The 26,792-nt window shown below is 67.5% G+C and carries 25 protein-coding genes; 12 read left to right on the top strand and 13 right to left on the bottom strand.

The window, feature by feature from the left end:
* Positions 1-40: 40 nt before the first annotated feature.
* From H3H37_RS11030 to H3H37_RS11000, 7 genes are all read right to left on the bottom strand, one after another.
* A complete protein-coding gene (locus H3H37_RS11030; protein ID WP_182162334.1) occupies positions 41-2,347 on the bottom strand; it encodes an SUMF1/EgtB/PvdO family nonheme iron enzyme in 2,307 nt (768 codons plus the stop codon).
* A gap of 58 nt (positions 2,348-2,405) precedes the next feature.
* A complete protein-coding gene (locus H3H37_RS11025) occupies positions 2,406-4,709 on the bottom strand; it encodes a coiled-coil domain-containing protein (RefSeq protein ID WP_182162332.1) in 2,304 nt (767 codons plus the stop codon).
* Positions 4,710-4,800: 91 nt separating this feature from the next.
* A complete protein-coding gene (locus tag H3H37_RS11020; RefSeq protein WP_182162330.1) occupies positions 4,801-5,973 on the bottom strand; it encodes a hypothetical protein in 1,173 nt (390 codons plus the stop codon).
* Positions 5,970-7,199 carry a hypothetical protein gene (locus H3H37_RS11015; protein WP_182162328.1) on the bottom strand — a complete coding sequence of 410 codons (1,230 nt, stop codon included), beginning with the start codon at positions 7,197-7,199 and terminating at the stop codon, positions 5,970-5,972. Before H3H37_RS11015 ends, H3H37_RS11020 begins: the two co-directional genes overlap by 4 nt.
* Positions 7,200-7,202: 3 nt before the next feature.
* Positions 7,203-7,835, bottom strand: a complete 633-nt coding sequence (locus H3H37_RS11010; protein WP_229218778.1) for a hypothetical protein — start codon at positions 7,833-7,835, stop codon at positions 7,203-7,205.
* 11 nt (positions 7,836-7,846) lie between these two features.
* Positions 7,847-9,208, bottom strand: coding sequence for a hypothetical protein (locus tag H3H37_RS11005; protein ID WP_182162324.1), 1,362 nt, complete (start codon positions 9,206-9,208; stop codon positions 7,847-7,849).
* A gap of 114 nt (positions 9,209-9,322) precedes the next feature.
* Entirely contained in the window at positions 9,323-12,658 is a 3,336-nt protein-coding gene (locus H3H37_RS11000; protein ID WP_229218777.1) for a penicillin-binding transpeptidase domain-containing protein, read from the bottom strand.
* A 257-nt stretch (positions 12,659-12,915) separates the two neighbouring features.
* Here H3H37_RS11000 and H3H37_RS10995 point away from each other — a divergent pair, with 257 nt between their 5' ends.
* From H3H37_RS10995 to H3H37_RS10985, 3 genes are all read left to right on the top strand, one after another.
* Positions 12,916-13,176 carry a hypothetical protein gene (locus tag H3H37_RS10995; protein WP_182162320.1) on the top strand — a complete coding sequence of 87 codons (261 nt, stop codon included), beginning with the start codon at positions 12,916-12,918 and terminating at the stop codon, positions 13,174-13,176.
* A 184-nt stretch (positions 13,177-13,360) separates the two neighbouring features.
* Positions 13,361-14,035 carry a thrombospondin type 3 repeat-containing protein gene (locus H3H37_RS26130; protein ID WP_182162318.1) on the top strand — a complete coding sequence of 225 codons (675 nt, stop codon included), beginning with the start codon at positions 13,361-13,363 and terminating at the stop codon, positions 14,033-14,035.
* 80 nt (positions 14,036-14,115) lie between these two features.
* On the top strand, positions 14,116-14,820 hold the full coding sequence (locus H3H37_RS10985) for a ribonuclease HI family protein (protein WP_182162316.1): 705 nt from the start codon (positions 14,116-14,118) through the stop codon (positions 14,818-14,820).
* A gap of 37 nt (positions 14,821-14,857) precedes the next feature.
* On the opposite strand, the gene H3H37_RS10980 is transcribed toward H3H37_RS10985, so the two are convergent.
* Both H3H37_RS10980 and H3H37_RS10975 read right to left on the bottom strand, forming a co-directional pair.
* A complete protein-coding gene (locus H3H37_RS10980; RefSeq protein WP_182162314.1) occupies positions 14,858-15,346 on the bottom strand; it encodes a chemotaxis protein CheW in 489 nt (162 codons plus the stop codon).
* 157 nt (positions 15,347-15,503) lie between these two features.
* Entirely contained in the window at positions 15,504-15,824 is a 321-nt protein-coding gene (locus H3H37_RS10975; RefSeq protein WP_182162312.1) for a hypothetical protein, read from the bottom strand.
* Between the two features lie 166 nt (positions 15,825-15,990).
* Here H3H37_RS10975 and H3H37_RS10970 point away from each other — a divergent pair, with 166 nt between their 5' ends.
* Both H3H37_RS10970 and H3H37_RS10965 read left to right on the top strand, forming a co-directional pair.
* Positions 15,991-17,265 carry a TCR/Tet family MFS transporter gene (locus tag H3H37_RS10970; protein WP_182162310.1) on the top strand — a complete coding sequence of 425 codons (1,275 nt, stop codon included), beginning with the start codon at positions 15,991-15,993 and terminating at the stop codon, positions 17,263-17,265.
* Positions 17,262-18,110, top strand: a complete 849-nt coding sequence (locus tag H3H37_RS10965; RefSeq protein WP_229218776.1) for a substrate-binding periplasmic protein — start codon at positions 17,262-17,264, stop codon at positions 18,108-18,110. Before H3H37_RS10970 ends, H3H37_RS10965 begins: the two co-directional genes overlap by 4 nt.
* 59 nt (positions 18,111-18,169) lie before the next feature.
* On the opposite strand, the gene H3H37_RS10960 is transcribed toward H3H37_RS10965, so the two are convergent.
* Entirely contained in the window at positions 18,170-18,430 is a 261-nt protein-coding gene (locus H3H37_RS10960; protein WP_182162308.1) for a CCDC90 family protein, read from the bottom strand.
* Positions 18,431-18,718: 288 nt separating this feature from the next.
* Between H3H37_RS10960 and trpS the strand changes: the two genes are divergently transcribed.
* The 3 genes from trpS to H3H37_RS10945 are packed head-to-tail and all read left to right on the top strand — an operon-like array spanning position 18,719 to position 21,157.
* Entirely contained in the window at positions 18,719-19,741 is a 1,023-nt protein-coding gene (gene trpS / locus H3H37_RS10955; RefSeq protein WP_182162306.1) for a tryptophan--tRNA ligase, read from the top strand.
* Positions 19,742-19,745: 4 nt separating this feature from the next.
* Positions 19,746-20,165, top strand: coding sequence for a DUF1294 domain-containing protein (locus H3H37_RS10950; protein WP_182162304.1), 420 nt, complete (start codon positions 19,746-19,748; stop codon positions 20,163-20,165).
* 47 nt (positions 20,166-20,212) lie between these two features.
* Positions 20,213-21,157 carry a DMT family transporter gene (locus H3H37_RS10945; protein ID WP_182162302.1) on the top strand — a complete coding sequence of 315 codons (945 nt, stop codon included), beginning with the start codon at positions 20,213-20,215 and terminating at the stop codon, positions 21,155-21,157.
* Positions 21,158-21,167: 10 nt separating this feature from the next.
* On the opposite strand, the gene H3H37_RS10940 is transcribed toward H3H37_RS10945, so the two are convergent.
* Together H3H37_RS10940 and H3H37_RS10935 are read right to left on the bottom strand one after the other, a co-directional pair.
* Positions 21,168-21,788 carry an LON peptidase substrate-binding domain-containing protein gene (locus tag H3H37_RS10940; protein WP_182162300.1) on the bottom strand — a complete coding sequence of 207 codons (621 nt, stop codon included), beginning with the start codon at positions 21,786-21,788 and terminating at the stop codon, positions 21,168-21,170.
* Positions 21,789-22,056: 268 nt separating this feature from the next.
* Positions 22,057-22,443 carry an H-NS histone family protein gene (locus H3H37_RS10935; RefSeq protein WP_311197455.1) on the bottom strand — a complete coding sequence of 129 codons (387 nt, stop codon included), beginning with the start codon at positions 22,441-22,443 and terminating at the stop codon, positions 22,057-22,059.
* 323 nt (positions 22,444-22,766) lie between these two features.
* Between H3H37_RS10935 and asd the strand changes: the two genes are divergently transcribed.
* Positions 22,767-23,612, top strand: a complete 846-nt coding sequence (gene asd, locus H3H37_RS10930) for an archaetidylserine decarboxylase (RefSeq protein ID WP_311197454.1) — start codon at positions 22,767-22,769, stop codon at positions 23,610-23,612.
* A gap of 10 nt (positions 23,613-23,622) precedes the next feature.
* Here the strand turns inward: asd and H3H37_RS10925 are convergent, their stop codons facing one another.
* Positions 23,623-24,528, bottom strand: a complete 906-nt coding sequence (locus H3H37_RS10925; protein WP_182162296.1) for a LysR family transcriptional regulator — start codon at positions 24,526-24,528, stop codon at positions 23,623-23,625.
* Positions 24,529-24,641: 113 nt separating this feature from the next.
* Between H3H37_RS10925 and H3H37_RS10920 the strand changes: the two genes are divergently transcribed.
* The 3 genes from H3H37_RS10920 to H3H37_RS10910 all read left to right on the top strand — a co-directional run bounded on the left by H3H37_RS10920 (position 24,642) and on the right by H3H37_RS10910 (position 26,753).
* Positions 24,642-25,241, top strand: a complete 600-nt coding sequence (locus H3H37_RS10920) for an FMN-dependent NADH-azoreductase (RefSeq protein ID WP_182162294.1) — start codon at positions 24,642-24,644, stop codon at positions 25,239-25,241.
* Between the two features lie 80 nt (positions 25,242-25,321).
* Positions 25,322-26,212, top strand: a complete 891-nt coding sequence (locus H3H37_RS10915) for a pirin family protein (RefSeq protein WP_182162292.1) — start codon at positions 25,322-25,324, stop codon at positions 26,210-26,212.
* 121 nt (positions 26,213-26,333) lie between these two features.
* Positions 26,334-26,753 (top strand): hypothetical protein, encoded by a 420-nt coding sequence (locus H3H37_RS10910; RefSeq protein ID WP_182162289.1) that lies wholly within the window; start codon positions 26,334-26,336, stop codon positions 26,751-26,753.
* Positions 26,754-26,792: the final 39 nt, after the last annotated feature.

Below are 26,792 nucleotides of genomic sequence, written 5' to 3'. Positions count from 1 at the left end.
TACTGCTTCATCACCCAAATTCCCAGCCAACAGCCGTCATCTACGTCAATTTGCGCGCAACGCGGAAACCCACGATGTCGTTCGCCAGCACCGCCGAATAGCCGTTGCGCACGGCCGCACGCAGGTAGCGCGGGTTGTACAGCCACGAGCCGCCGCGCAGCACGCGCCGCACCTGGTCGCCGCCCTGCTCCCACGCCGAGCCGTCGGCCGGCGCGCCCTGGTAGTTATCGTGCACCACGTCCTGCACCCATTCCCACACGTTGCCGTGCATGTCGAACAAGCCCCAGGGATTGGGCGCGAAGCTGCCGCACTTGGTCGTCCCCTGTCGGAATTCGCCGCGCGGACTGCCGTTGTAGGTGTAATTGCCATCGTAGTTGGCTTGCTCGGTGCTGATCTCGTCACCGAACGAAAACGCCGTCTTGGTGCCGGCGCGGCACGCGTACTCCCATTCCGACTCGCTTGGCAGGCGGTACACCTGCCCCGTGCGTTCGGACAGCCACTGCACGTAGCGCTGCGCATCGTTCCAGCTTACGCCCACCACGGGATGGTCATCCGTCTGGGCGAAACCGGGCTGGCGCCAGTCCGTGTCGGACAGCGATTCCCAGCCCGTGGCGCGCACGAACTGCTTCCACTGGCCGACCGTGACCGGATAGCGGCCCAGCGCGAGCGAATGCTCGATGCCGACCCAGTGCTGCGGCTGTTCGCGCTCCAGCCATGCCTGCTGGGCGCCGGCCTTGACGGCGGCGGCGCGCTCGTGCTCGGGAGAGCCCATCTGGAAGCGGCCGGTCGGAATCAGCACCAGCTCCGGGCCGACGCCGGTGCCGTCGAGGAAGCGGTCGCGCAGCACGCCGCTGGCATCGGCCACCGGACTGCCCGCCGTGGGCAGCAGGGCCGCCAGTTCGGCCGCGTTGCGTTCGGCCTGCTGCTTGCGATGCCGTTCCTGCTCGGCGCGGTAAGCCGCTTCCGCCTTCAACTGCATGGCCTTGCGCTGCTGTTCCTCGCGCGCCGCGCGGGCGGCGGCGGCATCGGCCTCGCGCCGGGCCTGCAACTGCTCGCGCAACTGCTGCTTGCGGATCTTGGCGGCCGCTTCCGCCTCGGCGCGCTGGCGCGCCTCCTGCTCGCGGCGCAGCTTGTCGAGCCGGACCTTCTCCAGCGCGGCGGCGTGGGCCGCCGCCTGGGCCGCCGCCTGCACCTCGGCCTGACGCTTAGCGGCCAGTTCCGCCTGGCGCTGCTGTTCGGCCAGGCGCGCCTGTTCAGCCTGGGCCGCCAGCTCCTTCTGGCGCAGCGCTTCGCGCGCGCGCGCCTGCTCGGCGGCGGCGGCCTGCGCCGCCAGCTCCTCCTCGCTGGGACCGGCCGCGCGCCGTAACGCGTCCAGCAGTTCGGTCACGCTGGCCGGACGGCGCTCCTGCGCGAATGCGAAGCCGGCCTGCAGCACCTGCCACTGCCGCAAATTGAGCGCGGCCGGTGCCGACGGATGAAAGTCGGCGCTGCGCACGTCCTCGAACGGCATGCGCCCTTCCAGCAACTGGTAGATCATCACGGCCACGGCATACACGTCCAGCCGGGGGCTGGGCTGGCGCTGATGGGTGCCCGCTTCGGGCGCGCGGTAGCCGGCCGTGCCGGCGTTGGGCGCCTGCAGCCCCAGGCTGCTGCCGGCGCTGCGCGCGCGCGAGGCGATGCCGAAGTCCAGCAGCTTGATTTCGCCGCGCTGGGTCAGGAACACGTTGCCGGGTTTGATGTCGCGGTGGACCAGCTTGTGCTTGTCCCACGCATAGTGCAGCGCCTCGCCCACCGGCTGCAGCAACTGGCACACGCGTTCCAGCGCCATCGGGCCTTCGTGCGCGAGGATGGCGTCCAGGTCCTGCCCCTCCAGGTATTCCATGATGATGAAATAGCTGGACGTGGCCGGGTCCTGCGCCCATTCATACACGCGCACGATGTTTTCATGTGCCAGCTTGCGCGCTTGCGTCGCCTCCTCGATCAGCAGCTTGGCGTGGGTGGCGCTCTGGGTCAGCTGCGGTGGCAGGATCTTGAGCGCCACCTGGTCGCTATGTCCCAGTTCGGCGTGCGTGGCCAGGTCGGTGGCCAGCCAGACCTGGCCCATGCCGCCCATGCCGATCAGCCGTTCCAGCCGGTAGCGGCGGTTCTGCGGGCCGATTTCCTGGCCGCTCATCAGCCCCAGTTCCGTGCCCTGGCGCGCCAGTACGGGCGCGCCTGTGCCGCCGGGCGGCGCATACTCGGCGTCCAGGATGGCGTTCTTGCGGCGGTCGAACTCCTGCAGGCTGAGCAGGCCATCCTCGTGCAGCGCACGCAGCTCGCGGATCTTTTCTCTTGCGGTTTGCATCATTGTAGGTGGCGATTTTGCTCCATCTTCTGCTCCATCTTCTGCTCCATCATCTGCTCCATCACGGTGTCAGCGGCACGCCGCATTCGGCGCAGAATTTGTCGTGCGGCGAATCGGGCCGCACCGGGTGGCCATTGCGGCAGCAGCGCACGGGTGCCGCTGCCGTTGTCACCACAGTAGCCGACGCGGTGGCCCCGGCGGCCGGCGCACCGGCGCGCGCCACGCCCACGCCAAGCTGGCTCTGGGTCGTCAACGCGACGGCGCTGGCCGCGTTCTGCAAATTGAGCAGGTCGAGCTGGTGGCGACGGTCCTTGTCCATGTCGGTGTCGCGGTGGGCGCGTTCCTCCAGCACCTGTTCGCGCGCCAGCCGCATGGCTTCGGCCGGGGTGACGCTGTGTTCAGCCCCCACCACGGCGGCCAGCGACTGGATCTGCTCGGGCGTCATGCCGCCCTGGATCTGCAACTGCATGATGCGCGCAACGGCTTCCGCATTGGGCGCGGCGGCCGTGGCCACCATGCCGATATCGCTCAATTTGCCGATCGCCTCCACGTGCGCGATCTCGTGCGCCTGGCGCGCCAGCAGCATGTCGTACTCGCCCTTCCAGCGCGCGAACTTCTCGTCGCGCTCATGGGCCATGGCCTTCAACTCGCGCTGCCACTGGGCTTCGCGCTCGCGTTCCTGCAGCACCTGGCGTTGCTCGTCCACGGCCAGTTGGTCCAGCATGGCCTGGCGCGCGTTGGACTGGTTGTTGCGGGCGTGGAGGCTGTCCGCCTCGATCGTGCGCAACAGCTTCTCGTGCTGGGCGATGGCGTCGGCCTGCGCACCGGCGCGCCGCAAGTCCTCGATCTTCTGGCTGATCTCGGCCACCTGCACGGCGTTCGACGCATCCTTGACCGCGTCCCCGCGCAGCAGTTCGCGCTGGCGCGCCAGTTGCATCTGGTCTTCCCACTCCTGGATACGCTCGGCCTCGCGGCGGCGCGCCAGGTTGGCCAGCGCCAGCCCCTGGTGGCGGGCCAGGTGGTGTTCCGCTTCCAACTGCGCCTCGCGCTGTTTGTCCTCCGCCTCCCGCTGGCGCAAGCGGGCCAGCTCGGCGCGGCGGCGTGACTCGTCCTCGATCGCCTGCGCCTGCGCGATCTGGTTCTCGATGGCCTGCCGGTGCAGCGTGTGCGAGAAGCGCTGCTGCGCCAGCTGCCGCTGTTCGGCCGCTTCCTGCTGGGCGATCTCCAGCTCGGTGCGCATCTTGATCTGGGCCAGTTCGCGCACGTGCTCCCACTCGGCCACGTCGCCCGCGCGCGCGGTGCGGTTCCTGGCCAGCTCGTGTTCCAGTTCCGCCAGCGTGGTGCCGGCGCCCTTTTCCAGCGCCACCTTGCGTATCTTGGACTCCATGATGCGGCCATACAGGTCCACCTCGCGTGCCCGGATGGCCTGCACCCGCTCCGCTTCCTGCAAGGTCAGCTCGGCCTTTTCCACGCTGGCGTCCTGCCGCAGTTCGGCGCGCCGGTACTGGGTGCGCATCTTCTGCTCTTCGCGCCAGATCGCCTGCCACTCCTCGTCGTCGTAGATCTGGTCGAGCTGCTTGACGTGTTCCAGTTGCACATGGCGCTCATCAGCCACCAGCCACAGGGTGCCGATGCGCTCGCGGTTGTGATTGAACTTGTCGTGCCGCAGGGCCGCCGTTTCCACCTGCGCCACGGCCAGGCCGAATTCGGCCAGGCGCAGCTTGAGCGCCGCCTGCAACCGTTCGTCGAGCTGCGCGCGCAGGTCGGGATTGTGGGCCATGTCGCGCATCGAACGCCCGCCCACGAATTCGACGGCCAGCTGGCGCACCGATGGCGCCAGCAAGTCGTGCAGATGGCGCGTGGTGACGGTGCCCGGCGTGGTCATGAAATGCTGCGCGAAGGCCGGCACGTTCTCAATACGGATGCCAACCGTGAAGCGGGCCGCAATCTTCAGGTGTTCAGCCGTGTGCAGGTCGTCGAACGCGAATTCGACCGGCAGCGGCGTGCTGCGCGTGATGAGGATTTCCGCGTGCTGGTTACGCAGCAGGTGGTTCAGGCGCGTGAAGAAACCTTCGATCTCGTACTCACCCTGCGGCACTTCCGTCGCCTTGTCGGCCTGCAGGATGTAGGCGCGGGCGGTGGCGGGCACGCGCAGCGTCTTGGTGAAGATGCCGGACAGGGCGCGCACGCCGAAATAGACGGCCAGTTCGTCATCGCCCGGTATCCAGCGGTTGTCGCGCAGCACAGGCTCGTTGCGCGGGGCGCCCAGCGTCAGGCCGCAATCGGCGCAATAGCCCGACTGCTCGTCATTCTTGTACCCACAGCGCGGGCACTTGACGCCGCCAAAACCAAACATTTGGAACATGCCAGACTCCTTCTTGGGTTCATCCACCGGAACCACCCCAGCCCGCCAACGATTTTAGCAGGGGCCCGCCGGTACTCCTTTTGCGCACGATTCAGATCATGCCAATTCGTTCAATGCAAGCATGGCTGGCGCCGCGCGCCCGCAGCGCCGCGCCGAATCCATCCGGCAATTGCCCATGCCAGGCAGCGGGCAACAACACCCGGTCCCCGGCCTCGGCTTGTTTCAATATCAACGCCAGCTTGGGTGCGCAACCGTCCACCGTCTCCACCTGTCCCGCGTGCCAGGCACTGGAACATCCGGTGGCGATGATGCGTCCGCGCGGCACGCACTCGCGTCCGCGCGCGAGGCGATCGGCCATCACCAGCGCCAGTTCGTAGGACGCGCCCTGGAAGCGGGGCTGGCCAAAGCGCACCACGGTGCGCCAGCGTCCCAGCCCCCGGCCATCGAAATGGCGGGCGCCGGCCAGCGCGCGGCGTACGGCCAGTTGCGCGCTCAGGTCCAGGCCCGGCACGGCGATCGTGTCTTCCTCGTCCTCCACATCCACCCTATGCTGTCCGCTTGCGTCGTCGCGTTGCCCGACAGCATCCTGCCCGACGACGCCTTCCAGGATTGGATAGACGCTCACTTCCACCCAGCCCAGGCAGTCGTTGACACCGCCGCTATGCAAAGGGAACCACGCGGTGGCGCTGGCCACGGCAGCGGCGGGATCGGGATGGCCATGCAGGCCGCCCAAATGGGAAATGAACAGGCTGTCAACGTTGGGCACGACCTGGGTGCCAGTGCTGGTACCGGTGCCGGTGCCGGCGCCTAGCACCAGCGCCAGTCCGGGCACGGGCGCTGGCGCGGACGCCCGCGCATCGGCCAGATGGTGGCGAACTTGCTCGATTGCAAGCGGCACGCCCGCTTGCACCCGGCCCAGGTGCCAGGCATCCGAGCGGCCGTGCGCCAGTACAGCACCGCCGCTGTGCCGGTACAGTCCGCGCACCATGCGATCGGCCAGCACGGCGGCCAATTCCCAATCCCGTTCGTCCGGTTCCGGTACGGTGTCCATGCTGAGTACCACCTGGTCGCGGCTGTCGATGCGCGGCTCCGTGTGACGGGCCAGCCGCACCACCTCCTGCATCCGCTCGCAGATGGCGGGGGCGCCGGCGACGACGCATTTGACGTCGGCGCGGTTGGCGCGCGGGCGACGGCTGGCCGTGATGGTCAGCAAACGGCCATCGGCCAGCATGGCCAGGCATTGCGCAGCGACAGGCAAGGTCATAGCGATGGCTCCCGGCGGTTGGACGCTGCCGGCCCCACCACCGTTTCATCGGTGTGTGTATCGGCCAGTTCGTCTTCGTGTATCGGCTCGTAGGGGGCGCGGCGCAGGGCCAGGTCATGTTCGAGATTGGCACAGATGCGGTCCGCGTCATCGAACAATTCACCCCACTGTACCGGTACGGCCAGTTGCAGCCTTGCCAACAGTGCCCATGCCTCATCCAGTGCGGCGACAGCGGCTGTACTGTTCCGGCTGCGCCGCGCTTGCTGGTCCACTGCCAGCGGCTGATCCGGTGCGGTCCATGCCAGTGACGGCATAGTGTCCACACTGAGTTTCAGCAGGTTGAGGCGCTGTAGCAGCGCTTGCTGCGCCTGGAACGGTGCCGGCCCCGCTGGCAAGTCCACCAAACGGAACGCCGACATCAAGGCGGGCAACTCCAGGAACAGACGACGCAGCGATCTGGCGTCGCACTGAGCCGGCGGCAGGCCGGCTGACGGGCCCGCCTTGCGGTTGGCCTGGGCTGCTGCAACGCTCCCGCCCGCGCGCCCATTCGCGCTCCCGTCCGTGCGCCTGTCATTGTTCCCATCCGCACTCCCCTCTGCGCCAACATCCGCGTTGGCAGGAGCTGACTGGACCAGCGCGGCCATGGCTGCCGCCTGCAAGGCGCGTTCCGTAAGCATATCGGCGTAATCAACCTGATCGCCCAGATCGACCGGCACGCAATCGTCCACGGTGACGCCGAAGCGCGTGTACAGCAACTGGTTCAAGCCGGCGCGGAAGGCATGCCATTCGTCCAACGTGGTGCATGGCGGCAGCGCCAGCGCTCCTTGTGCCAGTTCCGTTTGCAGCGCTGCCTCGAACTGGACGCGCAAAACGGCCAGCGCCAGCCCTGCTTCGGCCTCGCTGTACAGGAACAGGTCGAAACGCTGCTGGCTCACACGCGGGTCGGCCGCGTCGATCACGAACCGCAGCCGCAAGCCCAGCTCCGGGGCGGCGGCGAACGGCGTCAGGTCCACACTGTACGGGCCGGGGTGGAAGCAAAACACGGTCTCGCCTTGCTCGCAGTTGACCTTGCCGGCCGACACCCGCCGCGCATGGCCACCCGCATTGAAGATGACGACCGGGCACATGGCCGGCGCGACATCGCCATCGTCCAGGCGCTGCGCGACCACATCCCGGCCCAGCGCGCTGGTGTCGGCTGGTTGGCGGCGGCGTCTGAACAATGCCATGATTCAGGGCGCTACCGGTTCGACGGCGAAACGGGCGCCGTACAGGTGGAAGTGCGGCGCCGGCGCGGTGGCGAACGGCCAGGGCTTCTCGCATTCGCCATCCGCGTCCAGCCGGCCCTGCAGGACGATGGCGCCGCCGCCGTCCACCACGCGCAGCATGGTCTGCTCGCGCAGCAGCCGCGCCGCGAACGGCGCTTCAGCGGACACCTTGAGCACCACTTGCCAGCCATCGCCGCCTGATTGGCCGGGCAGGAAATGCAGGGTCCAGAAATTGTCGTCGGTGCTCAATGTCTCCAGCGCGACGTCCGTGGCGGCGGCGCGCAGCATGCCGGTGCTGCCATGCCAACTGGCGTCGTTGGCGGCGCTGCCCGGCTGGCCGTGACGCTGCACCGTGGTCGCCCCGGCTTCATCATGCACCTGCGGACGCCGCTCCAACGCCAATTGACGGAAGCGGCGCAAGGTCAGCGGCGATTGCTGCAAGGCCGCGCGCTCGTTGGGCGTGAGCGCCCGGCTGCCATCGAGCGCGGCGCGCAAGGTGGCGTCGGCCAGCATCAGCCGGTCGCCGGGCACGGCCCGCGACAGCAGCAGGCGCTCGCGCAGCCGCTTATCCAGGGGTGCCAGTGGTGTTGAATGCATATCATGCTCCTTCATTGCGCGGCTCCCGTGCTGGCCGCGTACAACCGGGCGATGGCTTCATCACGACGCTTGCGCAAGGTGGGCATGGAGATGCCATCCAGTCCCGCCAGTTGCTGCAAAGTGGGCAAAGCGCCCGTCGCCACGTCCCGCCAGTCGTCGGGATAACTGTCGTCGTCCGGTCCCAGCAGCTTGTGATACACGGCCAGCCGGATCGGCAAGCTCACCTCACGCAACACGCGCGCGGCCCAACCGGACGATTCCTGCGCCGCCCGCGCCATTTCCAGATAGCGGGGGGGCAGGGAAAGCGCGCTGGCGGTGGACTGCTCGGCGGCCAGTTGCGCCGCGTCGTACACCACGTCGGACACGGGCTCGTCACCGGCCGGCCCGGCCTGTTCCGCCAGTTCCGCCGGTTCCTGTTCATCCGCTGACCAGGCATCCTCTGTTTCCGGCGCGGGCAGAATCTGGTCGGCCACGGCGCACGCCCCGCCGGCCGCCTCCTGCGCTTCCGATGCGGCGATCACGCGCCAGTAATCTTCCAGCCATAGCGCGGCTTCGCCAGCGTCGTCCTGCCACGGGTCGGCCCTGTCCTGGTTGGACGACAATTGCTCATAGTCGCCGATCTCGGTCAGCATGGCCGCGATCCGGGCGGGATTGTTCCTGAGGCTGGAAAAGCGCTTGGAGCGCGTGTGCAGCGGGCCGGGCGAGCCGGTGTAACGTTCCTGCGTTTCGCTCCAGCGGATGATCCATTCCGCCTTGCAGTCGGCGATGCTCCTGGCCTGACGGATTTCCGGCTCCAGGGTCCCGGGCGCGCGATCCAGGATCACGGCCAGCCGCTCACGATGCGTGTCCCGGTTGGCGAACAGTTGCGCCAGCTCGTGCCAGGCCGTGTCGAGCATGCGGTAGGTGTAGATCTTGTTGGGCGTGCAGTCGCGGCCCGTGGCCACCATGTAGTTGTCGGCATCGACCTTGTCGCGCAGTCCCGCGTACATGTCGTTGACCTTCTTGCGCAGCGCCGCTTCGGCAGCGGGATCGTTCCAGAACGGACCGCCGCGCGCATGTTCGGCCACCAGCGTAGCCACGAACGCATGCCAGAACGCCGGGTGGGCGTGCAATTCGAACGCCAGGCTGAGCGCCAGTTCGCACACACTGTCGCCGTAACTGTTACCGGCCGCCTCGGCGCCGGCCAGCCGTTCGCGCGCGCGCAGGCAGGCGGCCAACGTATCGACGTAGGCCGCCAGCAGCGCTTCTTGTTGCGCCGAATCGAGCACCAGATGCATGTCCAGCTGCCGGAACGCTTGCAACGAGCAGCGTCCCAGCAGTTTGCGCACCTGCTCCCAGCCATGCTCCTGGTACCGGGTTCCTGGCAAGCGCATACTTTCCTGTCAACTCATTCAATGCGCGCCGGGCCGCTTCAGGATGAACGGCCACCGGCGGACGCCTCAAAATCATGCCACAGATCGGCGCCGGCCATGCTGCGGGAAACAGGGCTATTTGCCCTTCTGTTCCCGGTTCTGCGCCGACAGGGTAGCCAGGATGGCCGCCACCACCGGCGCCGCGTGCTCGCCGCCCGTGGCCTCGGAATGGCTGGCGAAAGCGGCCAGCGCCAGACGGTGCGCCTGGCCGGGCAGGCTGCCCGGCTCCAGCCAGCCGGCGAACCACACGGTCGCCACGCCGTCGCCACTGGGGGCGGTGCCGGTCTTGCCGTACAGGTGCGGTCGCAGTGCGGTCAGCGCCGGGCCGCCGAACGCGCCGGCCGCCGTGCCCACGTCGATCACGCCTTTCATGCCGGCGCGGATGCGGTCCAGCCGTATGCCCAGCGCGCGCCCGGGCGCTGCGCTGCTGTCTTTGCCGTCCAGCGCCAGCAGCAGGCGCGGGGTGATCACGGCGCCCTGCCCGACGGCGCCCGCCGCCAGCGCCATCTGCAACGGCGTGGCCTGCATGCGCAAGCCGATGGTCATCTGGCGCAGCTCATGGCGGGTGTGGATCGGGTCGATGTGGGCCGGGGTGGCTTGCAACGCATCCCAGGGCTGCCAGTTGAAATCGGGCGGCAGCAGGCCGCCGTCCAGCCGCAATGGCTGGCCGAAGCCGAGCCGGTGGGCGGCCGCCAGGATGGGACGCACGCTATCGAGCGCGTCGGCGTCCAGCGCCTGCAGGTCGGGCGCGCCGCCATCGGGCCGGCCGAACAGGCTGGCGTCACTCAACTCGCCCGACCAGGCGAACCAGGTATTGAGGCTGTAGGTCAGCGCCTGCGCCAGTCCCAGCCGCCCATCCTGCGCGCGCCGGTCCACGCTTTGCTCCTTGTAGTTGGTGATGTGGGCCAGCCGGGTGTTGAAGGGATAGGTGGCCGCATCGGTCTGGAAGCCGAAGCCGCGCTGCGCGGCCATGCGGTTGATGGCCGCCAGCGGCAGGCCCGCCAGCAAGCCTTCGAGTTGCGGGTCGCGCTGGGCGGCCAGCTCCAGGCCCAGCGCGCTGACGATCTTGAACGTGGAACCGGGGCTCTGGTGGGCGCCGCCGTCGTGCTGCAAGGCCGGCAGGCGCAAGGCGCTACGGGCCGGGTTGGCGCGATCGAAGTCGCGTACCTCGCTCCAGTTGGCCGCGTTGACGGTTCCGGTGCCCGCACCGGCCGCCGCCAGGATATCACCTGTTTCTGTGTCGAGGATGACGATGCCGGCGTGGCGCCCTTCCGGCGCAGCCCCGCCGCCGGCGCAACGCCCGCCCTCCCAATGGCCGCGTCGCATGGCCACGCAATTGAGCACGCTCTGGCTCAGCGCCTGCAAGGGCAGATCCAGCGCGAGCCGGGCCGGCACCGGCGCGCCATTGGGGGCGGGACGACGCGCCAGCACGCCCGCAATGCCGCTGGCCTGGCGCGCGTTCACGCCCAGCAGGGTCGCCATGCCGGCGTCCAGCGCGGCCTGGGTGGGCGCACCATCGGCCCACAGCGGCGTGCCGTTGCGGTCCTGCAGCTGGACCGGCACCGCCGTGCCAGGCGCGGACGGCGCCACCCTGCCCGCCACGCCCAACGTCTCGCCCAACACCTGCCACACGGGACGGCCATCCACCACGGCGAGATGCCGGTACTTGCGGTCCGTCGCCCCATCCATGCGCAGCGCCGATACGTCCAGCTGCACACTCTGCGCGCCCGGCGCCAGCGCCAGCGTCACCAGTTGGACATCGCCGGGTGCCGCGCAGGCCCGCCCGGTGCAGGCAGCGTCCGTCCACACGCGCGCGCCCGCAGCACCGCGCACCTGGCCGATCAGCAGCAGTTGCAGCGTTTCCCCCGCCGTCGCGGGATGGGACAGGCGGGTGTACAGACGTATCGTCGCGGCCGACGCGGCCTGCGGCCAGCGCGCCACGCGGGTCCAGGGCTGCCAGCCCTGCGGCAGTTCCGCGAACAGGCTCGCGGCGGCGGCGGGCATCTGTACGCTGGTGGCCAGGGGTGTACCAACTGCCTCGCGATCAACGTCACCGCCAGCCTTGGCCGCCACCGGCAGCGCGCTGGCCTGCCATTGCGCCGCGCCCGCCGGCCCTTGTTTCACGCGCCAGGCCAGCAAATGCCGCTCGTCGTTGTAGATGGCCAGCTGCTGCCGGACGTAGTCGCCATCGGCCTGGTAATACAGGCGCTTGAGCAGCCGGGCCGTGGCCGCGTCGGCCGCCACGCCCTGCCAATCGGCCAGTCCGGCCGCGCGCGCCGATGGGGGACTGGCCAGCCATTGCGGCAAATCGCGCGGCGCAACATCAATCGCACCGTCCGCGCGCATGCGCACCAGCCCGCGCGCACGCAGGCTTTCGAACAACATCTGGTCTTCCAGCGGTGGCGGTGGCGCGTCGGGCACGAGGTAGTCGCCGGGCGACAACGCCGCGCTGAGCGGGGCCGCGCGCGCCGGAAACGCCGTCACCAGCGCGCGCGGCGGCCGGTTCGCAACGCCGGACGGCAGCCGATACAACTGCACCAGCAATTCGCCGGCCTGCGGGCACAGCACATTGCTGCGGCGCTCCAGCCGCAACGCCGCCGCACCGTTATCCCAAGTCAGCCAGCCTTGCTCCCGCAGGCCCACCTGCCCATCACTGCCCTGTTCGATCTGGCCCAGGGTGGCGTCGCTGACCCAGCGCGCTGTGCCCTGCGTACTGTGCCAGCGCAGTTGCAGCGGCTCGCCGGCCGGACTGGCAAAGTCGGGCCGCAACTGGCCACTCAGCTGCAATTCCGGCATCGGCGCCACGCCGTTCCCCGGGTCGTCGACCAGCAGCACGTTATGCAGCGATCCCGGTAATGCCGGTGCCGAGCCCGGGCTGCGCGCCACCCAGCGCCGCACGTCATCGAATCGATAGCCGAGGCGCAGCGGCACCATGCGCGCCTCGCCCGGGGCGCGCAACTGGCTGCACAGGTCGACCCGGACCGGCGCCGCCGCCTGCATGCCCACGGCCAGCACCATGGCGCCATTAGCCTGCAACTGCATGCGCACGCCGGGCGTGCCGGGCACCTGGAAGCGCGCGCCCGGCAAGGCGGGTTGGAACACGCGCGCCGCCTGGATCATCCCGGCGGGATCAACCGTCTGGGTGACAGCCGACAGGTGACGCGCGTGGACAGCGATCAAACCGGCGCCGGCCACGCACACCAGCGCGCCGCCGGCCAGCAAGGCATAGCGGTGGCGCACCGGCCCCGTCGCCGGGATCGGTATCTGGCCCGCGCCCGGGCCTGCCTGGGAATTGGACGCCACCACGCGCAACGCCGCCGCGTCCTGCCCGCGTCCACGCGCGCGGCCGGCTTGCGGCGCGCCGGCGCGCAGGTTGGCTTGCCGCCGCCGCTCCGTCCGCCACGCCGCCATGACTTGCAAAAGATGAGTGATCGTGCGCCGCATCTGGCCCTCGCGCTGGCTGTGGAATGGATGCGGAACACTAGCCGGGGGCGAGGGAAAGCGCCCGTGCTGCGCAGCACAACCGGTCGCCGCTTTTTGCAGTTCGCGCCGCAAAACCAACCGCTCGTCGCAAGGCCGTGGCGGCGCCCGGTGCGAGCCGATACAGTGATCACATCGACACACAGCAACACACATCATCAACACTCAACCCACCGAAAGGAAGCGCCATGAGAATCGTCAAAAACTTCGAAGCCCTGTTCGTCGCCACGCTGGGCCTGGCCTGCGCCGCCAACTATGTGCTCGACAAGCAGGAAGCCGCCGCCCCCGTCCCCACGCCGGCCGGCGCCAGCGTCACGCCACCGCTGGCACTGAACACGCAAGTGGTGGTGGTCAGCGCCAAACGGCTCACCGCCGACCAGAAGAAACAGTCGCTGCTCGACGAGAGCAAAGCCGCCATCGCGGCCGGCCACAGCGCGAGCAAGATGTGATGGGCCGCCCTCGCCTTCGCCTGCACCCGCTGCGCCATCCGCGTCGCGCCGAGTGACAGGCGAAGTCCGGCGCCACCAGCGCCAGCGTGGTTTGTGTCAGTTGTAAGAAGTTGCATCATCCATTTTTGTGCTCCGCCCCGCTTGATATAGTTCCCGTATGCCAGACAGCATCACGGAGAACATCATGCTCAAGCCCACCTTTTACGCCGCCGCGATGATCGCCATCAGCGCCGCCGCCTTCCTGCCCACGACCGCATCGGCCCAAGTGGGCGTCAGCGTCGTGATCGGCAACGCCCCGCCCGTCCCCCGCTTCGAAAGCATCCCCGCGCCGCGCCCCGGCTATGTGTGGGCGCCCGGCTACTGGAACTGGGATGGCTACCGCCACGTGTGGCTGAGCGGCCACTGGGAACAGGAACGCCGTGGCTACCAGTATCGCAGCGCCGTCTGGCTGCGCGATGGCGACGCCTGGCGCCTGGACCCGGGCGGCTGGGTGATGGTGGAGCCCGAACAGGCAGGCTACGATTACGTGACCGTGGCGCCGCCCCCGCCCCGCTACGAGCGCGTGCCGCATCCGCGCCCCGGCTATTTCTGGGCGCCCGGTTATTGGGAGTGGCGCGGCCACCGGCATGAGTGGGTCGCCGGCGGCTGGGTGGCGGAACGGCCGGGCTATGTGTACGCGCAGCCGCGCTGGATCGAACGCGAGGGTCGCTGGTATCGCGAAGAAGGCCGGTGGGAGCGCCATCACGGCCACGGCGACCGCGATCACGACGGCATCCCCAACCGCTACGACCATGACCGCGACGGCGACGGCGTGCCGAACCGCTACGACCGCCATCCCGACAATCCCTACCGCGACTAAGCGTCACGCCACGCCACGCCAGCACGGCGTGGGCGCGATCGGTTATGCTGGCGGCCTGTCCGTCATCCTGATCGTCGCGCATGCATCCATCCGAACTTGAGCAACTGGCCGCCGCCGCATACAAAAGCGAGCGAGCGGCCAGCCGCCGCCTGGCCGCGCGCAGCGGGATAGGGGAAGCGGAAGCGCTGCACCAGGTGCTGACGCAAGCGGCCGGCGCGCAAGGCCTGGCCGCGCTGCTGGCGGGCCGGGCCCGCCTGCGTGAACTGGAACAGACACGGCGCGCCGAGCGCGCGCGGGCGCAGCAGGCGCGTCTCGCGCTCAAGCGGGCGGCGGCCCAGGCGCCCGTCCCCGCCCATGCGTGGCGCGCCTGGTTCGATGGCTCGGCCCATCCCAACCCGGGCCGGCTGGGCATCGGTGCCCTGCTGTGCGGGCCCGATGGGGAACGCCTGGAAATCAGCCGCCAGGCGGGACATGGCAACAGTGGCGAGGCGGAATACCTGGCGCTGATCGCGGTGCTGGAAGCGGCACTCCCACTGCCGATCACGCAGCTGGTCGTCTACGGCGACAGCAAGGTGGTCATCGATGATGTGAATCTGGCGCCGGCCGTCGGCGCCAAGGGGCTTGAAACGCATCGCGAACGGGTAGCGGCGCTGTTGCGGCAATTGGCGCTCAACGGCGCCGTCAGCTTGCGCTGGGTGCCGCGCCACCGCAACGGCGAGGCCGACCGGCTGTCGCAGCAGGCCATCGCGTCATGGTGCGGGCAAGCGGTGGGAAGTCCGGACTGAGGCGTGCGACGGGCGATGTACCCGCCTACCCAGGTATTCAGGCCGCCGCGGCGTCCAGCAAGCCCATATCGGCGCTCGACATCAGCTTGTCGATATCGACCAGGATCAGCATGCGCTCGTCGATGGTGCCCAGGCCGATGATGTAATCGGTATCGAGGGCCGAGCCGATGTCCGGGGCCGGCTTGAGTTGATCTGGCGTGAGCGTGGTCACGTCCGACACCCGGTCCACCACCATGCCCACCACGCGATGGCCGATATTGAGGATGATGACCACGGTGAACTGGTCATACGTGGGGGTGCCCAGCTTGAATTTGATGCGCATGTCCACGATGGGCACGATGATGCCGCGCAGGTTGACCACGCCCCGCACGAATTCCGGTGCATTGGCGATGCGGGTGGGCGTTTCGTAGCTGCGGATCTCGCTCACTTTTTGAATGTCGATGCCGTATTCTTCCTGGCCCAGGGTAAAGGCGAGGTATTCGGCCGCAGGGGACGCCGCCTGGGCGTCGCTGGTGATGATGGACATGTCGGTTCCTTGGTTGGGGGCCGCACGCTGGCCGGGCCGGGCGTGGGCGACTCTTTAACGGAAGCAATGTTACCGTAAGTCAACGACAATTGCATCAAATAAAACTTCGCTAGCGGATGGCATGCAAGGATGGACGGCAAAGCGTTGCCGCCGCCGCTCAGCGCTGCGCGCCGCGCTCGATGGGCGCCCCCTGGCGGATGGCCAGCCAGGGTTGCACGCCCTGCCGGCCCGAAGACGCGGCCGGGGTGGCCGGCGTCGCGGCCGGCCCGGCGGCTGGCACAACGCGGGCGCCGCGGCGGTCGTCGTCGGCCTCGCGGCCCCGATGGGTGGCCGGCGCATCCTGCCGCACGCGCACCGGCGACTGCACCCGCGCGTCCTCGCCACGCGGCCCCATCACGACGTTCTGGGTCGGCGTGTCGTCCAGCGCATGTGCGCAGGTGCAGAACAGGATCAGGCTGGCGGCTAACATGGTGCGCATCGACGACTCCCAATGTTGTTATTTGTTGTAGTATTTTGCACAACACGATTCGAATTAGCAAGCAAATAATGTTTCTCCTTACCAAAACTGTACCCCGTGCGCATCCGCAAGGAATTTCCGCGCCCCTCTATGGCGGGCCCCAGTTTCATGCCACAATTCCATCACCATGACCATCACTCACGACGCCCCCCTCCCGTCCGCGCCGACACCGCCCGCGCCCGCCGGCAACCTCAATTTCATCCTCGTGTGCGTGTTCATCGACATGCTGGGTATCGGCCTGGTGGTGCCAGTGCTGCCCATCCTGGTGGGCGAGTTCGTGCATGGCCGCGCCGGCCAGGCGTGGTGGTATGGTGCACTCAGCTCTACCTTCGGCCTGATGCAATTCATCTTCATGCCCATGCTGGGCGCGCTCAGCGACCGGATCGGCCGCCGTCCCGTGCTGCTGTACTCGATGTCGGGCATGTGCCTCAATTTCCTGGCCACGGCCTGGGCGCCGAACCTGGCCTGTTTGTTCATCGGGCGCGTGGTGGGCGGCATGTCATCGGCCAGCATGTCGGTGGCCTCGGCCTACGCGTCCGACATTTCCACGCCCGACAACCGGGCCAAGAGCTTCGGCAAGGTGGGCGCCGCGTTCGGACTGGGCTTCATCTGCGGCCCCATGCTGGGCGGCCTGCTGGGCAGCGTCAACCTGCATCTGCCGTTCTACGTGGCCGCTGCGCTGTCGGCCGGCAATTTCATCTACGGCTACCTGGTGGTGCCGGAATCGCTGCCGCAGGCACGGCGCCAGTCGTTCAAACTGGCCAAGGTCAACCCGCTGGCGGCCATCGTCAAACTGGCGCGGCGCACCGATATCCGCGGCCTGATCATCGTCTATTCGCTGGTCACCTTCGCCCAGATGATGCTGCACTCAACGTGGGTGCTGTACACCCACTTCCGCTTCGGCTGGAGCCCGCGCGAGAACGGCATCGCGCTGTTCTGCGTGGGGCTGGCGGCGGCCGTGGTGCAGGCTGGCCTGCTGGGCGTGCTGATCCGCCGCCTGGGCGAAGTGCGGCTGATGCTGCTGGGCCTGGGCTCGGGCTGCATTACCTACATGCTGTACGGGCTGGCCACCGAGGGTTGGATGATGTATGTGTTCATCCTGTGCAACCTGCTGGCCTTCGCGGCCGGTCCTGCGCTGCAGGGCATCATCTCCAAGGCGACGCCGGCACAGGAACAAGGTGAACTGATGGGCTCGCTGCAATCGATCAGCAGCCTTGGCATCATCGTCATGCCGCTGCTGGGCAACACCATCGTGGCCAAGGTGAGCGACCTGCCCGCGCGCGACTGGCGTATCGGCACCACGTTCTTCGCCTGCGCCGCCATGCAGGCGCTGGCCATCCTGGTGGCGCGCCGCTATTTCCACCTGACCCGGCTGCGCCAGCAGGCGCAGATGCAGGCATGAAGACCAGCATGATGGGCTTCCCTCGTCGCCGTTTGCCGTGGCGCGGCGGCCTGGCATGGCTGCTGGCCTTGGTGGCCGGCGCCGCAGGCGCGGCCGGGACGCCCTGTTCGCGCGACATCAGCGCACCGGTGGCGCCCACCGGCGCCAGCGTCATCATCGAAGGCGGCAACGTCAGCGGCATCTACCCGGATCTGTTGCGCAGCATCGGGCCGCGCAACGGCTGCACCATCCTGTTTCCCATCGTGCCCCGGGCGCGCCAGGTGGCGATGTTCGAGGCCGGCAAGGCCGACATGCTGGTGCCCGCCACCCGCACGGCCGCGCGCGACCAGATCGGCATCTTCGTCCCCATGATGGGCCACCGCGCCACGCTGATCTCGCTGGCCAGCGACCGTCCGCCCATCACCAGCGCCAAGGAATTGCTGGAGCGGCGCGAACTGCGGGTGGCCGTGGTGCGGGGTTTCGATCACGGCGAACAGTACACGGCGCTGGTCAAGGAGCTGGCCAAGCAGGGCCGCCTTTTCACCGAGGTCGACGTGAGCGCCGTGGCGCGCCTGCTCAACATGGGCGCCGTCGACATGACCATCATGGGGCCGACCATCCTGGCCGGCGCCATCGCCCACGAGCCGCGCGTGAATGGCATGCTCGACAAGCTGCGGCTGGAACCGATACCGGAATTACCCTGGGGCCAGAGCGGCGCCTATATTTCGCGGCTGTCGCTCTCGCCCGAAGACCAGCAGGCGCTGCGCGAATTGCTAGAGCAGGCCGCCAAGTCGGGCGCCGTGATGGACGGTTTCCGGCGCTACCACCGGCCCGATATCCTGGCCGCCAGCGTGCGGGCGCACTGACCACGCAGCCGCGCGCCACGCCATGATGTGCAGGGTCGCGAGGAAAGGAACCTAAGCGGCTAGCGCAGCAATTTCAGCATCGCGCCCAGTATCGTCGTCTGCACCACCGTCAGGCTGACCATCCACATGAGCAGCTCCACTTTCAGATGCGCCAATTTGACGTCAATGCGTTGCTCCAAGGCGACCAGATCGTCCTTGGTTGCCAGGGTGTTCGCCACCAGTTCCCATATCGCGTTGGCCAGCACGGCCGCCTGCCTGTCGCTGAAGCCTCCTTCCACAAGCGTGTCCTTGAATGCCAGCGAATTAAACGTGATTGTCATTATGCGCCCCTAGCATGGCTGTTTCCATTTAGACCGGTCTCGCTCCCCCCAAGTTCCCCAGTTATCCCCGCCGTTTGATCGATCACAACAACTTGACAGACCGCCGCCGAACTGCAACCATACGCGGCATGAAATTGATCCCTATACCTCGTTCGAATGTGAATTGGTGGCGCTGCTGACAGCGAGCGGCCACTGTTATCCATAGTGAATGATGTTTTTATCAACGCCGCCTCCGCCAGGCGGCGTTTTTATTGGCGCGCCGGACGGGGGTAACGTAAAGGAACCCTGATGAGTCTGCCAGCCAAGTCCACCTCCCCCGCCGTGATCCTGACCGGCGACCGCCCCACCGGCCCCCTGCACCTGGGCCATTACGTGGGCAGCCTGCGCAACCGCGTCACCTACCAGCACGACTACAAGCAATACATCATGCTGGCCGACTCGCAGGCCCTGACCGACAACATGGACGACACCGGCAAAGTACACCGCAACGTGGTGGAAGTGGCGCTCGACTACCTGGCCGTGGGTATCGACCCCACTAAGTCCACCATCCTGATCCAGTCGCAGATTCCGGAACTGGCCGAGCTGACCTTCTACTACCTGAACCTGGTGACGGTGGCGCGCCTGGAGCGCAACCCGACCGTGAAGGCGGAGATCGTGCTGCGCGGCTTCGAACGCGACATTCCGGCCGGCTTCCTCACCTATCCGGCCAGCCAGGCGGCCGACATCACCGCCTTCAAGGCCGCGCTGGTGCCGGTGGGCGAAGACCAGATTCCGATGATCGAGCAGACCAACGAAATCGTGCGCCGCTTCAACCGCATCGCCAACCAGGACATCCTGGTCGAATGCAAGGCACTGGTGCCGGAAATCGGCCGCCTGCCCGGCATCGACGGCAAGGCCAAGATGAGCAAGTCGCTGGGCAACACCATCAACCTGGGCGCCAGCGCCGCCGAGATCACGGCCGCCGTCAAGAAGGTCTACACCGACCCGCTGCACCTGCGCGTGGAAGACCCCGGCCACCTGGAAGGCAACGTGGCCTTCATCTACCTGGACGCGTTCGACCCCGACCAGGCCGCGCTGGCCGAGATGAAAGCCCATTACGTGCGCGGCGGCCTGGGTGACAGCATCGTCAAGAAGCGCCTCGAACTGGTGCTGCAGGAAATGCTGGCCCCGATCCGCGCCCGCCGCGAAGAACTGGCCAAGGACCGTGGCTACATCATGCAGGTGCTGAAGGACGGCACGGCCGCCGCGCGCGAAGTGGCGGCCCGCACGGCCGACGAAGTGAAGGCCGCGCTTGGCCTGAGCTATTTCTAAATCCATGTCCAGAGCGCGCGCGCCGCGCCCGCCGCGCCCGCCCCGCCAGCGCGCCAGCGCCCATGCGGGCGGCGGCGCCGCCTGGTTGCGCTATGTGCCGCTGGCCGCGTTCACCCTGCTCTACCTGGCCGCCACCGCGCTGTGGCGCCTGCCATCGTGGGTGGCGCTCGTGTATGGCGTGGCCAGCGTGCTGTGCTTCGCCGCGTATGCGCTCGACAAGGCGGCCGCCGTGCGTGGCCGCTGGCGCACGCCGGAACGCACGCTGCTGATGCTAGGACTGGCCTGCGGCTGGCCCGGCGCCATCCTGGCCCAGCAGTGGCTGCGGCACAAGTCCGGCAAGATGGCGTTCCGTACGCTATTCTGGTGCACCGTGGCGGCCAATGTGGCCGCCTTCACCTGGCTGGCGCACTGGCAGGCGGCGTAAGGGCCGCTTGCCGGCGCCGGCCATCATCAACGTAGAAAGTCTGGCCGATGTGGAATGGCGTGTTGTGCGGCTTGCTGGCCGGCGCGATGTGGGGCATGGTGTTCATCGTGCCGGAACTGATGGCGGCCTACTCGCCGCTGGAACTGGCCGTGGGCCGCTACATCGCTTATGGCACCATCGCGGCCGGCCTGATGCTGCCGCGCCTGGGCAGCCTGCTGGGCCGGCTCGATCGCGCCGACTACCTGGCGCTGGTGCGCCACGCGCTGGCCGGCAACATCGTGTACTACATGCTGCTGTCGCTGGGCGTGAAGCTGGCGGGCGTGGCGCCCACCTCGCTCATCATCGGCGTGCTGCCGATCTCCGTCACGCTGATGGGACACAAGGACCATGGCTCGGTGCCGCTGCGCCAGCTGGCCTTGCCGCTGCTGGTGGTCACGGCCGGCATCGTCTGCATCAACATCGATGTGTTCACCCATGACGGCGGCGCCGCCACCGCCCCCGGCCAGAAAATCATCGGCGTGCTGTGCGCCACCGGCGCGCTGCTGTGCTGGAGCTGGTACACGCTCGACAACGCGCGCTACCTCAAGCGCAATGCCCACTTCAGCAGCGGCGAATGGTCAGCCCTGTACGGCCTGTCGAGCGGCCTGATCGCGCTGGTGATCGGGCTGGCCGCATTCGCCGTCTACCACGCCGACGTGACCGGCGCGGCCGGCGCAGCCAGCGGGCGCCACTGGGGCACCTTCTGGCTCGTCAATGCGGCGCTGGCGCTGGGCGCGTCCGTGATCGGCAACCACCTGTGGAACGTGGCCAGCCGCCGCGTACCGGTCACCCTGTCGGGCCAACTGATCCTGTTCGAAACGCTGTTCGCCCTGCTCTACGGCTTCCTCTACAAGCAGCAGTTGCCGCGTCCACTGGAAGTGACGGCCATCGCACTGCTGATCGTGGGGGTGGTGTGGTCGGTGCGCGTGCACGCGCTCGAAGAGGCGCACTAGCCGCGCCGGCTTATTGGCTGGCCAGCAAGCCGTTCTCGCTCAGCAGGTCCTGGATCAGCTCCAGCCGCAGCACGGGGTTATCCTGTAGCAGCAGGCGCTGCTTGTCGCGCAAGTCCAGCCGCAGCAATTCGCACCAGCGGTTGGCGACCCAGCCCGCGTCGTCGAGCCGGTATGGCGGCGCCAGGTGCATATTGGCGGTGGAAACCTGTTTCTTCTCCAGCGAACGGATCAGGGCGGCAAGCGCATCGGCCACGTTCTGCTGCTCTTCGGGGACCGGCACCACCCGGTCGCCGTCGAGCGGATCGACGTCGGCCACCCACAAGCCATGCCGCAGCCGTTCGGCGCTGCGCACCTGGAAGCGCGTGGTGCCCACGCAGGACACGCGCAGCAGCCCCGGCATGGGCGCCGACCAGTCGAGGATGCGGGCCATGGTGCCGGCGCTCGACAGCACCTGTTCCTGCTCCGGCAACTGCACCTCGCTCCCTTCCAGCAACGGCACCACGCCGAATTGCTCGTCCTCGGCGATGCAGCGCTTGATCAGGTCCAGGTAGCGCACTTCGAACACTTGCAATGGCAGGTGCCCGTCGGGGAATAACACTGTATTAAGCGGAAATAGTGAAATGGCAAGCATTCCGCATCATCGCACAGATCGGCGCGCGCGGCATTGCCCTAAACAAGTGATAGCGCAAGAAAGGCGATGCGCCAGACTCCCTTTCACCACAAAAGCAACAGGGAAGGAGAAACAGGCGGCAAGAATATACCGCGCTGGCATTCAAAACACACGATAACCGCGGCGCCGGCGAATGCGCAAGCACCCGCCGCGGCGCCATCGGTCCACGGTCACAACGGGATCCGCCTGCCGGCACATTAACTCCGGCAGGCGCGATCCCGGCCCGCCATTATTTGATCAGATATTGTTCTTTGTCTTTGCCTTCCAGCCATTTAGGCGCGCGGCCACGGCCGGTCCAGGTCTGGCCGGTGGCGTCGTCACGGTATTTGGTGGGCACGGGCGCGCGCGTTTTGACGGGTTTGGCTTTCGCCACCGGACCCAGATCGGCCAGCGTCAAACCGTAGTCGCGCATGATGGCGGCGATTTTCTCCTTGGCTGCCTGCAATTCACTCTTGCGTGCGGTTTCGGCCAGGTTTTCCAATTCCGCGATCTTTGCTTTGTATTCCTGGTACGTCGTCATATTTATATCCTTCTGATCGGTTGAGAGCGAATGTTTAAACTCGTCTTTCGTGGCGTTGCGGCTTAACTCGGGGTGTGACAATGCGTGAGAATTCACGAAGTGTAAATTTACCATAAGGCCAGCGAAATGTTATGGTGATATACACAACAAATACCAATATAAATAGAATCGGGAATAATTTCTACTACTATCTGATTGTATTTCAGGATGCGGGGAGAATAGCGCCACCATAGCACGTGTGCGCGAGTTTGTTACGGCGCAATACCGGAGTAGTTAAATCCATGTTAAAGCGCGGCCAGCGACAAACCCGCCGTCGAGCGCCACCGGCACTAGACGGGATGCCCTAGCGCGGGAAGTACATATTTGCCGCAATGCGACGCTATAATGCGTCACCATTTATTCGCCATGGATTGACTATCGTGTCCGACCGCCTTGCCGTGCTGCCTCAATACCTGCTTCCCAAGGGAGCGCTGACCAATTTCGCGGGACGGGTGGCCGGCGCCAAAGGCGGCTCCGCCACCACCGGGCTGATCCGCTGGTTCGTGGGCCGTTACGACGTCAACATGGACGAGGCGCTCGATCCCGACATCAGCCACTACGCCAGCTTCAACGAATTCTTCACGCGCGCGCTGCGTCCGGACGCCCGTCCGCTGGCAGCGGCCGATTACGTGTGTCCGGTGGACGGCCGCATCAGCCAGTTCGGCGCCATCGAGGACGACCAGATCTTCCAGGCCAAGGGCCACCGCTTCAGCACCACCGCCCTGCTGGGCGGCGACAGTGCGCTGGCCGAACACTTCCGCCACGGCAGCTTTGCCAACCTGTACCTGAGCCCGCGCGACTACCACCGCATCCACATGCCATGCGACGGCAAGCTGACCCGCATGATCTACATTCCGGGCGCCCTGTTCTCCGTCAACCCCACCACGGCGCGCGGCGTGCCCGGCCTGTTCGCGCGCAATGAACGCGTGGTGTGCGTCTTCGAAGGCGCCCACGGCCCCTTCGTGCTGACGCTGGTGGGCGCCACCATCGTCGGCAGCATGGCCACCACCTGGCATGGCGTGGTCAACCCGCCGCGCACCGCCACGGTGCGCGAGTGGACCTATGCGGACCGGAACATCGTGCTGAAAAAAGGCGAGGAAATGGGCCGCTTCCTGCTCGGCTCCACCGTCGTCATGCTGTTCCCCAAGGATACGATCCGCTTCAATCCCGGCTGGCAGCCTGCCGCCGCCGTCCGTCTTGGCGAAATGATGGGCAACGGCCAATAACCGCCAGGCCTCACACGGTGCTCTCAGCCGCGAAACTCGCTTCCAGCATGTCGAGGAACACCCTGGTCTTGGCCGGCATCAGGCGGCGGCCGGGGAAGACGGCCCACCCTGTCACGGTTGGGAAACACCAGTCCGGCAACACCCGCACCAGCTCCCCCGTTTGCAGATAAGGCAGCGCCAGCTGCTGGGTGCTGGCCGCGATGCCCGCGCCGGTGCGCGCCATGCGCACCAGCAAGTCCGGCGAATTGGCCATCATCCGCACGGGCAAATCGCGCTCCCATAAGGTCTTACCGCGCTGCAAAGTCCAGCGCGTGAGCCCGTTCGTGCGCGGCGGCAGGCTCAGCAGATCATGCTGGAACAGGTCATCCGGGTGTTCAGGCAAGCCGCGCAAACCCGTGTAGGCCGGCGCCGCGTACAGGCCCAGCGTGCTCAGCACGACCCGGCGCGCGGCCAGCGTGGCGTCGTCCGGCAGCGCCCCCATGCGGATGGCCAGGTCGAAATTCTCCGCCACCAGGTCGACCCGGCGCGGCGACAAATCCAGCTCCAGCGAAATGGCCGGGTATTCGGCCATGAAACGGGCCAGCAGCGCCCCCATCACCAGGTTGGCGAAGTCGGCCGGCATGGACACGCGCAGCAGCCCGCTGGGCGCGCCTTGCCGGTGCTGGGCCAGCGCCCCGGCCGCCTCCGTTTCCTCGGTGACACGGCGCGCGTGCTCCAGCAGGCTGGCGCCAAATTCCGTCAACACCAGCTTGCGCGTAGTGCGCTGGAGCAAGCGCTCGCCCAGCTGCGTCTCCAGCAGGGACAGGCGGCGTGAGACGGTGGACTTGGGCAACTGCACGCGCGCGGCCGCCAGGCTGAAACTGCCGCACTCGACGATGCGGGCGAACAGCAGCAAGTCTCCAGGATCGATTTCCATGTGATTGTTCCATCAGTGGACTAATGTTATCCATTTTAACGGCTTCCGGCACGTTTTTGGAACTGATAAAGTTCATCCATCGTAACAACCACCCCACAGAAACGGAGCACACCATGAACATCCTGCAAATCAACTCCAGCGCCCGCAGCACCGGTTCCGAATCGACCCGCCTGGCCGACGCCCTGGTCGCCAAGCTGAGCGCCACCGCCGCCAACGTCAGCGTGACGCGCCGCGACCTGGCCGCCCAGCCCCATCCCGTGCTGGACGAAGCCGCCCTGCAGGCCCTGTTCACGCCGGCCGAGCAGCGCAACGCCGAGCAAGCCGCCCGCGTGGCCCTCGACGACGCCCTGATCGCCCAGGTGCAGGCAGCCGACGTGATCGTGATCGGCTCGCCCATGTACAACTTCGGCATCACCGTGCAACTGAAGAGCTGGTTCGACGCCATCGCCCGCGCCGGCGTCACCTTCAAGTACACGGCCACCGGCCCCGTCGGCCTGCTGACCGGCAAGAAAGTGTACGTGGCCGTGGCCCGTGGCGGCATGCACCGCGGCGCCCCGTCGGACACCCAACTGCCGCACCTGAAGACCTTCCTGGCCTTCCTGGGCCTGACCGACGTGCAGTTCGTGTACGCTGAAGGCATGGGCCTGGGTCCTGACGCCGTGGCCAAGGCGCAAGCCCAGGCTGACGCGGAAATCAACGCGGTGCTGGTATAAACCCGGTATAAATCCGGTATCAACCCCGTCAAGTAACAATGTTGCGCGCCCCGGGCGGCGCGCTCAACCTGGAGAATGTGATGGCACAGACTACGACCGCAGTACCCGAGCAAGTGCGTCAAGGCCGCTCGGTGGAACGCATCATCCACGGCCAGGCCGTGATGGACGGGGCCGGCGTCAAGATCAACCGCGTCCTGACCCAGGCCTTGCAGCGCCGCCTGGACCCGTTCCTGATGCTGGACGCCTTCGGCAGCGACGAAGCCAACGACTACATCGCCGGCTTCCCGTCGCACCCGCACCGTGGCTTTGAAACCGTGTCCTACATGCTGACCGGGCGCATGCGCCACAAGGACAGCGCCGGCCACGAAGGCCTGCTCACCAGCGGCGGCGTGCAATGGATGACGGCCGGCCGCGGCGTGATCCACTCGGAAATGCCGGAGCAGGAGGAAGGCGTGATGGAAGGCTTCCAGCTGTGGCTGAACCTGCCCGCGCGCGACAAGATGCGCCAGCCGTGGTACCGCGACTTCGAAGCTGAGGACATCCCGCGCTACACCACGCCCGAAGGCGTGACGGTGCGCGTGATCGCCGGGCGCAGCCACGGTGTGGACGGCGCCGTCCAGCGCGACGTGACGGAACCGCTGTACCTGGACCTGGAAATCCCGGCCGGCGCCAGCTTCAGCCAGCTGCTGCCGGAAGGCCATAACGCCTTCCTGTACACCTACCGCGGCACGGTCACCGTGGGCGACAAGGCGGTGCAGTCCAAGGCGATGGCGATCCTGGCCAACACGGCCGGCGCCGACGGCGTCACCGTGCACGCGGCCGAAGCCAGCCGCGCCATCCTGCTGGCCGGCCAGCCCCTGAACGAGCCGATCGCGCAATACGGCCCGTTCGTGATGAACACCCAGGCCGAGATCTTCGCCGCCGTGGAAGACTTCCGCGCCGGCCGCCTGGGCGAGGAAGCCCAAAGCTGATGCACCAGCAACACCGGGGTCAGGTCATACGATCAGGCAAGATGCCTGATCGTATGACCTGACCCCGGTTGCGCGGCGATCGGGGTAAAATCAAGCTCCGCCCGTTCACGCCCGTGCCGCCATGCTGCAAGCGTTGCCCTTTCCGATACGCCAGGAGTGTCCGCCCGGCGCCTGCGTCTGCGGGCGCGACGGGCTGCTGGACGCGCTGGAAACGGCGCCGGAGACGGACGTGCGCATCCTGCGCCTCACGCGCGAGGAAGAAAAACGCCTGATCGCCCGCATCGAAGCCGTGGCCAGCTACGAGGAACTGCAGCACATGACGGCCCGCATGGACCAGTTGCTGGGCATGGTGGTCAGCATCACCCCCAGCGTACACGGGGTGCGCACCGTGCGCGGCCTGGCGATCGAACTGGCCGAGCGCCCCGGCCTGTGCCGCAAGACGCGCCAGGCCATCCCGGCCGCCATCCGGCGCTGCCTGGACCGCCATCCCGACATCGTCTACGCGCTGCTGAATGCCCGCGACCTGCTGGGCGCGGCCTGAGGCGGCGCGATACCAAGCGGCACCGCTCGCCACCGCCCG

This window comes from Rugamonas brunnea (genome assembly GCF_014042345.1).
Classification (GTDB): Bacteria; Pseudomonadota; Gammaproteobacteria; order Burkholderiales; family Burkholderiaceae_D; genus Rugamonas; species Rugamonas brunnea.
The sequence above is the reverse complement of the archived record's forward strand: the minus strand, read 5'-3'. Positions and strand labels throughout refer to the sequence as shown.